Raw genomic sequence first — 11819 nt, forward strand, 5'->3', positions numbered from 1 at the left:
CACATACATAAGGAAAAGCTATGTTTGAACATATCAAAGCGGCACCAGCCGATCCAATCTTAGGCTTAGGCGAAGCATTCAAATCCGAAACACGTGAAAATAAAATCAATTTAGGTATTGGTGTTTATAAAGATGCACAAGGCACAACCCCGATTATGCGTGCAGTGAAAGAAGCAGAAAAACGCTTATTTGATAAGGAAAAAACGAAGAATTATCTAACTATCGATGGTATTGCTGATTATAACGAACGAACAAAAGAACTCCTTTTCGGTAAAGATTCTGAAGTCATCCAATCTAATCGTGCGAGAACAGTACAAAGTTTAGGTGGAACAGGCGCATTACGCATTGCGGCTGAATTTATTAAACGTCAAACCAAAGCACAAAATGTTTGGATCAGCACCCCAACATGGCCAAACCACAATGCCATTTTCAATGCGGTGGGCATGACGATTCGTGAATATCGTTATTATGATGCTGAACGCAAAGCCCTTGACTGGGAACATTTACTTGAAGATTTAAGCCAAGCAAGTGAAGGTGATGTGGTGCTTTTACACGGTTGCTGCCACAATCCAACTGGTATTGACCCGACCCCTGAACAATGGCAAGAATTAGCCGCACTTTCAGCAAAAAATGGCTGGTTACCACTCTTTGACTTTGCTTATCAAGGTTTAGCCAATGGCTTAGATGAAGATGCTTATGGCTTACGTGCTTTTGCGGCAAATCATAAAGAATTATTAGTGGCAAGTTCATTCTCTAAAAACTTTGGTTTATACAATGAGCGTGTAGGCGCTTTTACCCTTGTGGCTGAAAATGCAGAAATTGCTTCAACTGCATTAACACAGGTGAAATCAATTATTCGTACACTCTACTCTAACCCAGCATCTCATGGTGGGGCAACTGTAGCAACAGTATTAAATGATGCTCAACTTCGCCAAGAATGGGAAAATGAATTGACTGAAATGCGTGAACGTATCAAAAAAATGCGTCATTTATTCGTTCAGTTATTAAAAGAATATGGTGCAGAACAAGATTTCAGCTTCATCATGGAACAAAACGGTATGTTCTCTTTCAGTGGCTTATCACCTGAACAAGTAGATCGTTTAAAAGATGAGTTTGCCATTTACGCTGTTCGTTCTGGTCGTATCAATGTGGCAGGTATCACAGAAGATAATATTCGTTATTTATGTGAAAGTATTGTGAAAGTGCTTTAATCATTCTGAGTTTAAGAGGGCTAAAATTTAAAAAAATTTAGCCCTTATTCTTTACCAATATCCCTCAATGTCAAAAATATCGACAAACAAATGCGATTATAAGAATGCACAACATAATCAAAATTTGAATCAAACGTTTTTTGGTTAATTTCTCAGCAGGCATTGATGATTTACTCTTCTTTATATGACTAATTAGTGGTATACTTTTTTGCGTTAGATCAATTTTACACTAATTTCTCGAAATATTTGAGGTTTACATGAAGAATTTCGTTGCAGAAACCAAGGCAGGACGCCGGATTCAATCGGGAGGTTGTGCTATTCATTGCCAGGATTGCAGTATTAGCCAACTTTGTATCCCTTTTACACTGAACGAACACGAATTAGATCAGCTTGATAATATTATCGAACGAAAAAAACCCATTCAAAAATCCCAAGTACTTTATAAAGCCGGTGACACACTCAATTCTATTTACGCTATTCGTTCTGGCACCATAAAAACCTATACCATTAGTGAATCTGGTGAAGAACAAATTACCTCTTTTCACTTACCTGGTGATTTAGTTGGTTTTGATGCAATTACTCAAATGCAACACCCAAGTTTTGCTCAAGCATTAGAGACTGCAATGGTATGCGAAATTCCTTATGATATTTTGGATGACTTAGCCGGTAAAATGCCAAAATTACGCCAACAAATTTTACGCTTAATGAGTAATGAAATTAAAAGTGATCAAGAAATGATTTTATTACTGTCTAAAATGAATGCGGAAGAACGCTTGGCTGCTTTTATTCATAATCTTTCTAAACGATACTCTGCTCGTGGTTTTTCAGCTAAAGAATTCCGTTTAACCATGACTCGAGGCGATATAGGAAATTATCTTGGTTTAACTGTTGAAACTATTAGTCGTTTATTAGGTCGTTTCCAAAAATTGGGTATCCTCACCGTACAAGGAAAATATATTACTATTAATGATATTGATGGTTTGATTGAGTTAACTGGAACAAATAAAACCAAAATTACAATGGTTGAATAATGAAAAAGGCGTGCAAATTCACGCCTTTTTTACATAGATAAAAATAATCTTAGAATAAGATCACCTTTTTATCTCTCACACCTTGCCATTCTAAAGATTCTTTTTTATTCTATGAAAAGCTTCGGAGGTTATGATGAAATTTAAAAATATCCTAGTTGTTCTTAATCCTGAAAACGAAAAACAATATGCTCTTGCTCGTGCTGTTCGTTTAGCGAAAGAACAAAAAAATGAAACAAAAGTAAAAATTACCGCCCTTTTATCTGTATATGATTTATCTTATGAAATGTCTGCCTTACTTTCTTCAGAAGAACGTTCTGAAATGCATCGTCAGGTGATTGAAAAGCATCATCATGCTGTACAATATTACTTAGATAAATATGCTGATCCAGAAATTGAATTACAATCTCACATTGTTTGGCACAGTAATGAGGCAGAGGCGATAAAAGAAGAAGTTGAAAATAATGATTATGATCTTGTAGTGAAATATACCAAAGATCAAGAAAGTTTTACTTCTCTAATTTTCACGCCAGTTGATTGGCAATTACTACGTAAATGCCCGATTCCTGTATTAATGGTACGCGATGGCGACTGGAAACATCAACGCCGTATTTTAGTAGCGGTAAATGTTTCAGGCGAACAAGAATACCAAAATGAATTTAATCTAGAACTTGTTGAAACTGGTATATCATTAGCTGAAAACTTAAATCGTGGCAATGTGCATTTAGTTGCCGCCTACCCTTCAACACCAATCAACATGGCCATTGACTTACCTGAATTTAACACATCAGGTTATGAAAATGGTATTCGAGGCCAACATCTTATTAATATGAAAGCCTTACGACAACAATTTGGTATAGCAGAAGATCATACTCATGTACGTGAAGGTTTCCCTGAGGAGGTTATCCCTACTGTAGCTAAAGAAATTGAAGCAGAACTAGTTATCCTTGGCACTGTTGGTCGTACAGGACTATCTGCCGCTTTACTTGGTAATACTGCAGAACATGTTATAAGTAAATTAAGCTGTAATCTCTTAGGTATCAAACCATCTAAAAAGGATGAATAATTCATCTCACACATAAAAGTGCGGAAAATATTACCGCACTTTTGTGATTTAGATCACAAATCCACACTTTTTCTACACAATCTATTTAAATAAGATTTGTTTTCATTTAGAATCCATAAAATTATTTCTCTCTCGTTTTAATTTAAGGACAAAAAATGAAAAAAACACTTATTGTAAGCTTACTTGCATTTGCAAGTATCGCCCAAGCACATGATCTTTGGGTTGATGTTCCTGCTCAAATTCCATCAGATAGTATATTAAAGGCTAATATGGGATATGGTCACTATCCTTATGTAGAAAAAATTCCTGAAGCTCGTTTAAAAATTTTTGCGCCAATGGAAGTTATCAGTCAAGATGGCGAAAAACAAATACTGGTTCAAAAAGGAGAAAATTACCAATATCAATCAAGTAAACCTTTAACTAATGGCTCTTACTGGGTAACAGCAACATACAAACCAACATTCTGGTCACAAAATGCAGAAGGTTGGAAAATGGAAAATTTAAAAGGTTTACCTAATGCGACCTATTGCGAAGAAACCCAAATGTTTGCTAAAAAACTTATTACTGTAGGTAAACAAAAATTAAATGCTGAAATGGCAAAAACACGTATTGGTTTACCACTTGAAATTGTACCATTAGAGGATCCAAGTAAAGTAAAAGCAGGCGAACCGTTCCCTGTTCAAATCTTCTATAATGATCAGCCTTTAGCGGGAGAAACTGTCATTGCGACATCCGATACCATCGCAATGAAAGATTTTGAGGCCGTTGATGGACATCGTGAACCACAAGGATTCTCAGGGAAAACCGATGAACAAGGTCGTGTAAATATTATTCCTCTTATTGAGGGAATTTGGAAAATCAAAGTTATTCATAAAACTTCATTTCCAGAACAACAAATTTGCCAACAATCGGCAAACTACTCAACATTGATTCTTCCAATTGGAAAAGGTTTAGATAAACTGCCGCCACGACCAGAGCATCACCATCATTAATGTCTATACACCATAAAATAGTGGTGATAGAATGCAAAAACGCTAGCAATAAAATGGATATTTTTCTTACGAAAAATATCCATTTTTATTCAATATAGCAAAATAAAAAGAGATGTATATCGATGAACAAACAAAATAGTAAAACCGTTGCGGTAGTCACTTCAACAATTGGTCGTCCAGAATTAGCTTTGGCTATTAAAAGCGTGCAAAATCAAACTTATCCATGTAAGCATTATGTATTTATCGATAGCAATATTTTCTGGGATAAGGCTAAATCTATATTAGAACAATTCCCTGATGTAATTCCTATTTACTTACCAATGAATACAGGAAAAAACAGAATCCTTAACGGAGCCATTAATGCTGCTGCAGCTTTTCTTGTTGAAGAAGACATTATTTGTTATTTAGATGATGACAATCAGCTACGAGATGATCACGTGGAAAGCTTAGTAAACGTGATTGAACAAGGTGCTGATTTTGCTTATTCCTTACGAGCTTTTTACGACTTAAATCATCAATTTATTTGCCATGATGATTTTGAATCTCTAGGAAATTGGAATACAAAAAGCGATATTTTCGTAGATGTTAAAATAGAAGATATTCAAAAACAAATACATTTTAACTTTAATGGCATCAATGCTCATATCGATACCAATTGTTATGCCGTGCCTCGTGAAATAGCTCAGAAAGCAGCGTATGGCTGGTATACCCCATCTATCGGTGACCGAGGATTTTTATCAGCCCTAAAAGATTTAGGTTTAATGGGACAAACCTCTGGAAAATATACTGTCAAATATACCATTGATTTTAATAAATTAATCGTTGCTCGTAGTTTCTTCCCTCAATTAACACTATCAGATGAATTAAATGATCATATTTCTGCCGGCATATTAAAGCTAATTAATCAGCAAAATATTGAATATTACGACGGCCGTCCTTGGGCAAAGGAATAAAAGTAAACATTTTTCATCAAAAAACATAAAAAATCTTAATTCAGGCTTGACTTATTTCTCATGTACTAGTTTAATAGTACAAAAGTTTCCAAAAGGATATCAATATGCAAACTCAAGCCTTTATTGCGGTGACAGCTCAACCCGTTCCTTATTATGCTGACACCACTGCTATTTTTAATACACTTTGCCAACCTAATTCAAATTCTCTTCTACTCGACTCTGCCGAAATCGGGAATAAAAACAGCTTACAAAGCCTTATCTTAGTCAATGCTGCAGTTAAGATAACTTGCTTAGGTCACAACGTCACATTTAAAGCATTAAATGAAAATGGAAAACAAGTTTTAAAAGAAATTCATCCAAAATTAACCGCACTTGGAAAAATAAGTGCGGTCAATTTTGATGATGAATTTTCTGTACAATTTTCTCCACTTGATAATCAACTCGATGAAGATAGCAAATTACAGTCTGCTACTATTTTTGATGGACTGCGTGTTGTTTCTACTCTTTATCAACATAGCCAAACGCCTATTTTCTTAGGTGGATTGTTTGCTTACGATCTCGTCGCAAATTTCATTCCAATGGATGGCATTACATTGCAACATGATGGTATCAACTGCCCTGATTACAGTTTCTATCTTGCCGATCACCTCATTACTATCGACCATCAAAATCAACAAGCAACACTAAAAAGTTTCTGTTTTGCTCAAGAAGAACAAGTCAATATTGCCAAAACCTCACTTTCTATCGCACAAAAACTAAAAAATATTGATAATGTTCTTTCTATCAAAGCTGCAAGTGATGAAGTTAAAACAAACTTTGACGATCCAGAATTTACTGGCATTGTGAAAGCCTTAAAACACCATATTAACATTGGTGATGTATTCCAAATTGTACCCTCTCGACGTTTCTCCCTTGCTTGCCCGAATACATTAGCCAGTTACGCCCAACTCAAACAAAATAATTCAAGCCCTTATATGTTCTATATGAACGATGAAGACTTTATTTTGTTTGGTGCATCGCCAGAAAGTGCGCTGAAATATGAGCCAGAAAATCGTCAGTTAGAAATTTACCCAATCGCAGGTTCACGCCCTCGTGGTTTTGATGCTCACGGCAATATCGATCCTGAATTAGATGCACGTTTAGAACTGGAACTTCGTCTTGATCACAAAGAACAAGCGGAACATTTAATGTTGGTTGATTTAGCGCGTAACGATATTGCTCGAGTTTGCCAAAGCGGCACCCGTAAAGTGGCAGAATTAATGCAAGTGGATCGCTATTCTCACATTATGCATTTGGTCTCTCGCGTAGTGGGTAAATTACGCCCTGAGTTAGATGCGCTCCACGCCTATCAAGCCTGTATGAATATGGGCACATTAACTGGTGCGCCAAAAATCAAAGCAATGCAGCTTATTTATCAATTTGAACAACAAAAACGCCATAGTTACGGTGGTGCAGTGGGTTATCTCACTTCTGATGGACATTTTGATACCTGTATCGTGATCCGTTCTGCTTTCGTACAAAATGGGATAGCTCATGTACAGGCAGGTTGCGGAGAAGTATTGGACTCTGATCCACAAATGGAAGCCGATGAAACACGCCACAAAGCAGCGGCTGTCTTAAAAGCTATTCGTCAAGTTAATACACAAGCAAAATAAGGAAGAATTATTATGGCTAATATTTTATTTTTAGATAACTTCGATTCCTTTACTTACAATCTTGTGGATCAATTCCGTGTATTGGGTCACAACGTGACAATTTACCGCAATGATTGCGATTTAGAAAAACTAGTAGAAACGGCACTTAATACACCAGATACCATTCTTGCACTTTCTCCAGGGCCAGGAACACCATCAGAAGCGGGGATTTTGCTGCCATTGATCGAACGCTTAAAAAATCATGTTCCAATTATTGGAATTTGTTTAGGCCATCAAGCATTGATTCAAGCCTTTGGCGGGAAGGTTGTTCACGCTGGCGAAGTATTGCATGGTAAAGTTTCTCGTATCACCCATGATAACGAAGCCATGTTTAAAGATCTTACTAATCCAATGCCTGTAGCGCGTTATCATTCTTTAATGGGACAAGATTCACCAAAAGAATTTATCGTCAATGCGGAATATAATGGCATTATCATGGCAATTCGTCATCGCGATTTACCCATTTGCGCATTCCAATTTCACCCTGAAAGCATTTTAACTGTGCAAGGTTCGCAATTATTACAACAATCAATTGAATGGTTGTTAAATAGATAAGACATCAAAAAGTGCGGTGATTTTTAACCGCACTTTAAAGGAGAAAAAATGATCACCGTATTCGGACTTAAATCCAAACTCGCACCACGTCGTGAACAACTGGCAGAAGTCATTTATAACAGCCTCTACCTTGGCTTAGATATTCCAAAAGGCAAACACGCGATTCGCTTTTTGTGTTTAGAAAAAGAAGATTTTTACTACCCTTTCGACCGTAGCGATGATTACACGGTCATCGAAATTAACCTGATGGCTGGTCGTATGGAAGGCACGAAAAAACGCTTGATAAAAATGCTATTTAGCGAATTAGAGTACAAGCTCGGCATCCGTGCTCACGATGTGGAGATTACGATTAAGGAACAACCTGCGCATTGCTGGGGCTTCCGCGGAATGACAGGCGATGAAGCGCGCGATTTAGATTACGATATTTATGTTTAATAAAATATAGAAAATTAGCAAATCCATATACAAAGAAAAACAGGAATAGACTATGCAACACAACCAATTATTAGAACAACTTTATAGCGGACATTCACTTTCGGCTTCAGAAAGCACCGCACTTTTTAATGCAGTCATCCAAGGTGAGCTTTCCAATGAACAAATTGCTGCAATGCTGATTGCGTTAAAAGTGCGGGGAGCAAATACTGAAGAAATTACGGGTGCGGTTGCTGCCTCATTACAAAATGCCAAAGTATTTCCACGTCCAGATTATCCTTTTGCGGATATTGTAGGAACGGGTGGTGATGGGCAAAACACCATTAATATTTCTACTGCTAGTGCCATTGTTGCAGCATCAATGGGAGCAAAAGTAGCAAAACACGGTAACCGCAGCGTATCAAGCAAATCAGGTGCTAGCGATGTGTTAACCGCACTTGGCGTGAATGTGAATGTCACACCAGAGCAAGCTCGACAAGCATTAGATGAAATTGGTGTCTGCTTTTTATTTGCTCAACAATATCATTCTGGTTTCCGCCACGTTGCGCCAGTCCGTGCAGCTTTAAAAACACGCACTATCTTTAATATTTTAGGGCCGCTTATCAATCCTGCTCGCCCGACTTATCATTTACTTGGCGTATATGCACCTGAATTAGTGAAAACCTATGCTGAAACCGCAGTCGCCTTAGGGCATCAACATTCCTTTGTTGTACATGGTTCAGGCTTAGATGAAGTCGCATTACACGGTGAAACACAAGTGGCAGAAATTAAAAATGGCAAAATTGAATATTTCACTTTAACGCCTGAAGATTTTGGCTTAAAAGCGCAATCCCTCGAAACTCTTCGCGGTGGTGAACCACAAGAAAATGCCCAAATGCTCACCGCACTTTTACAAGGCAAAGGAAAAGCTGAACACGCAAATGCTGTAGCAGCAAACACGGCATTATTATTGAAATTATTCGGACACGATGACTTAAAACAAAATGTGCAAAATGTATTGGCGCATCTTGCATCAGGTAAAGCCTTTGAAACATTACAGAAATTAACCACATATTAATAAAAAGCTAATTTAATACGCCATAATAAGAAGAAAAATGATGATCACTCAAGATTTTACCAAACCCATTGATTCCGCTACGGTGTTACAAAAAATTGTACTTGATAAAGCACAATGGGTTAAAGCAAAGGAAACTGAATTTCCGCTTTCTCAGTTTAAACAAAACGTTCAAAAATCTGACCGCTCTTTTTACGCTGCATTATCAAAAGGCACACATCAAAAGCCAGCCTATATTTTGGAATGTAAAAAAGCCTCTCCTTCCAAGGGATTAATTCGTGCTGAATTTAATTTGGAAGATATCGCCAATGTCTATAAACATTATGCCTCTGCTGTATCTGTGCTGACAGATGAAAAATACTTCCAAGGTAATTTTGAGTTCTTGCCTTTAGTTCGCGGTATCGTGAGTCAACCTGTGCTTTGCAAAGATTTTATGATTAGCGAATATCAAGTTTACCTTGCTCGCTACTATCAAGCGGATGCAATTTTATTAATGCTTTCTGTGGTAAACGATGAGACTTATCATGTACTGGCAGATCTTGCGCATTCTCTTGGTATGGGCGTATTGACAGAAACTAGTAATGAAGAAGAATTTGAACGCGCCCTTGCGCTTGGTGCGAAAATTATTGGTGTTAATAACCGTAACTTACATGATTTGACAGTGGATTTAAATCGTGTTGTTGAACTCACTGAAAAATACGCCGACCGAATCCCTGCTGATGTACGTATTATTAGCGAATCAGGCATTTACAATCACAAGCAAATTCGTCAATTACAAAAAGTGGCGCATGGTTTCTTAATTGGGAGCAGCTTAATGGGCAACCAAGATTTGAATAATGCGGTTCGCTCGGTGATTTTTGGAGAAAATAAAGTATGCGGTTTAACGCGCGCGCAAGATGTCAAAATCGTTTACGAAAACGGCGCACTTTACGGCGGATTAATCTTCGTAGAACATTCAAAACGTTGTGTGAGTTTACGCCAGGCGCAAGAATTGGTAACCACTGCTCCACTTCGATTTGTTGGTGTGTTTCAGAATCAAGAACTTGACTTTATCGCAAAAATAGCCAGCCAGTTGCAACTTTATGCGGTGCAATTACACGGTGCAGAAAATGAATCATTTATTACAGCACTTCGTCAGCAACTATCAAAAAACACGCAGATCTGGAAAGCGATTTCGGTCAATACTGAAGCCCAAAGTGCGGTCAATTTTACTGATGATTTAAATGTAGATCGTTATATTTTTGATAGCCAAACAGCGAACCAACAAGGTGGCACAGGGAAAACTTTTGATTGGTCATTAATTCCTGAAAATCTTAAACACAAGATTATTTTAGCTGGCGGCATCTCACCAAATAATGCGGAACAAGCCATTCAACAAAATTGCTTAGGCTTAGATCTTAATTCTGGCGTAGAAAGTGCTGCGGGCGTAAAAGATCAAGAAAAAGTGCGGTTAGTTTTTGAAAAAATTTGTGCTTAATCCAATCTAAGGCTGTATTCTACAGCCTTTATTTTTATTCTTTTTCAATCAAATAAGAACTACTCTCAAATACAATAACATTCCGTTCACAATTTAGACATATTTTTTCTATAAATTCTTCATTTCATGATTATGATCAAATTTTTTTTAAAGAAAACATTTATCATTGGCCAATTCCCACAATAAATGTGTGTCTTTGGAGTGATACTATGAATAATACGGATGGCGTTTTTTCTGCACTGGCAGATGTTTCTCGCCGAGATTTTATGAAATTATGTACCGCACTTGCGGCTACGATGGGGCTAAATTCTAAAGCGGGCGCGGAAATGACGGCAGCAATGACCAGTCCAGCACGCCCACCAGTGCTTTGGATTGGCGCACAAGAATGTACTGGCTGTACAGAATCTTTACTGCGTGCAACCCACCCAACTGTTGAAAATCTCGTACTAGATTTAATTTCCCTCGAATATCATGAGGTGCTTTCTGCCGCATTTGGTGAACAAGCGGAAGAAAATAAACATAATGCTATCCATAATTATTATGGCAAATATGTGCTTGTGGTCGATGGTTCCATTCCAATTAAAGACGGCGGTGTGTACTGCATGGTGGCAGGCAAACCAATTGTGGAACATATTCGTGAAGCCGCAAAAGGTGCCGCAGCCATTATTGCAATTGGATCCTGCTCATCTTGGGGCGGTGTTCCATCTTGCGGTGGCAACCCAACAGGTGCGGTCAGTCTTTCTGAAGTTTTACCAAAAGGCACACCAATTATTAATATTCCTGGTTGCCCTCCTAACCCACATAATTTCTTGGCAACCGTTGCCTATATCATCACTTATAAAAAATTACCAGCAATGGATAAATTAAATCGCCCATTGTTTGCTTATGACCGTCTAATCCATGAAAACTGTTATCGCCGACCGCACTTTGATGCAGGCCGTTTCGCAAAAGAATTTGGCGATTATGGTCATCGCCATGGCTGGTGTTTATATCATTTAGGTTGTAAAGGACCAGAAACTTACGGCAACTGCTCTACACTAGAATTCTGTGATGTTGGTGGTAATAACTGGCCAGTAGGTATCGGACATCCTTGCTATGGCTGTAACGATCAAGGTATCGGCTTTACCAAAGGCATTTTCCAATTAGCGAACGTCGAAAATCCAACGCCACGCGTGGAAAAACCAGATGTAAACAATGTTGAAGGCGAAGGTGCCTCAATGACGGCGATTGGCTTATTAGGCGGTGCTGCAGCCATTTTAGCAGGTGTCAGCGTGATGACCTTGAAAGAATTGAGCAAACAACATAAAGCGAACAAAGCTGCAGACAATCAAGCCAATCAAGATCAAGGACACTAAAG

The 11819-nt window shown here is 37.9% G+C and carries 11 protein-coding genes; all 11 read left to right on the forward strand.

Annotation, left to right across the window (positions count from 1 at the left end; translation table 11 throughout):
- Nucleotides 1-20: 20 nt before the first annotated feature.
- The 11 genes from KKW16_RS00445 (at nucleotide 21) to hybO (ending at nucleotide 11817) form a co-directional block, all read left to right on the forward strand.
- On the forward strand, nucleotides 21-1211 hold the full coding sequence (locus KKW16_RS00445) for an amino acid aminotransferase (RefSeq protein WP_065264795.1): 1191 nt from the start codon (nucleotides 21-23) through the stop codon (nucleotides 1209-1211).
- A gap of 257 nt (nucleotides 1212-1468) precedes the next feature.
- Nucleotides 1469-2242 (forward strand): fumarate/nitrate reduction transcriptional regulator Fnr, encoded by a 774-nt coding sequence (gene fnr, locus KKW16_RS00450; RefSeq protein ID WP_048953226.1) that lies wholly within the window; start codon nucleotides 1469-1471, stop codon nucleotides 2240-2242.
- A 133-nt stretch (nucleotides 2243-2375) separates the two neighbouring features.
- Nucleotides 2376-3305, forward strand: a complete 930-nt coding sequence (gene uspE, locus KKW16_RS00455) for a universal stress protein UspE (protein WP_048953227.1) — start codon at nucleotides 2376-2378, stop codon at nucleotides 3303-3305.
- Nucleotides 3306-3460: 155 nt separating this feature from the next.
- Nucleotides 3461-4297, forward strand: coding sequence for a DUF4198 domain-containing protein (locus tag KKW16_RS00460; protein WP_048953228.1), 837 nt, complete (start codon nucleotides 3461-3463; stop codon nucleotides 4295-4297).
- A gap of 188 nt (nucleotides 4298-4485) precedes the next feature.
- Nucleotides 4486-5250 (forward strand): glycosyltransferase, encoded by a 765-nt coding sequence (locus tag KKW16_RS00465; RefSeq protein WP_048953238.1) that lies wholly within the window; start codon nucleotides 4486-4488, stop codon nucleotides 5248-5250.
- Between the two features lie 104 nt (nucleotides 5251-5354).
- The gene (gene trpE, locus KKW16_RS00470; protein WP_048953229.1) at nucleotides 5355-6905 is read left to right on the forward strand and encodes an anthranilate synthase component I; all 1551 of its coding nucleotides are present in this window, start codon (nucleotides 5355-5357) and stop codon (nucleotides 6903-6905) included.
- Nucleotides 6906-6917: 12 nt separating this feature from the next.
- Nucleotides 6918-7499 (forward strand): aminodeoxychorismate/anthranilate synthase component II, encoded by a 582-nt coding sequence (locus tag KKW16_RS00475; protein WP_048953230.1) that lies wholly within the window; start codon nucleotides 6918-6920, stop codon nucleotides 7497-7499.
- 48 nt (nucleotides 7500-7547) lie between these two features.
- Nucleotides 7548-7934, forward strand: a complete 387-nt coding sequence (locus KKW16_RS00480) for a tautomerase family protein (protein ID WP_005636019.1) — start codon at nucleotides 7548-7550, stop codon at nucleotides 7932-7934.
- Between the two features lie 52 nt (nucleotides 7935-7986).
- Nucleotides 7987-8988 (forward strand): anthranilate phosphoribosyltransferase, encoded by a 1002-nt coding sequence (trpD, locus tag KKW16_RS00485; RefSeq protein ID WP_048953231.1) that lies wholly within the window; start codon nucleotides 7987-7989, stop codon nucleotides 8986-8988.
- 40 nt (nucleotides 8989-9028) lie between these two features.
- The gene (gene trpCF / locus KKW16_RS00490) at nucleotides 9029-10462 is read left to right on the forward strand and encodes a bifunctional indole-3-glycerol-phosphate synthase TrpC/phosphoribosylanthranilate isomerase TrpF (protein ID WP_048953239.1); all 1434 of its coding nucleotides are present in this window, start codon (nucleotides 9029-9031) and stop codon (nucleotides 10460-10462) included.
- A gap of 209 nt (nucleotides 10463-10671) precedes the next feature.
- Nucleotides 10672-11817 carry a hydrogenase 2 small subunit gene (gene hybO / locus KKW16_RS00495; RefSeq protein WP_048953232.1) on the forward strand — a complete coding sequence of 382 codons (1146 nt, stop codon included), beginning with the start codon at nucleotides 10672-10674 and terminating at the stop codon, nucleotides 11815-11817.
- Nucleotides 11818-11819 lie beyond the last annotated feature (2 nt).

The sequence above is a fragment of the Haemophilus sp. SZY H8 genome (assembly GCF_018829755.1).
GTDB lineage: Bacteria > Pseudomonadota > Gammaproteobacteria > Enterobacterales > Pasteurellaceae > Haemophilus > Haemophilus haemolyticus_K.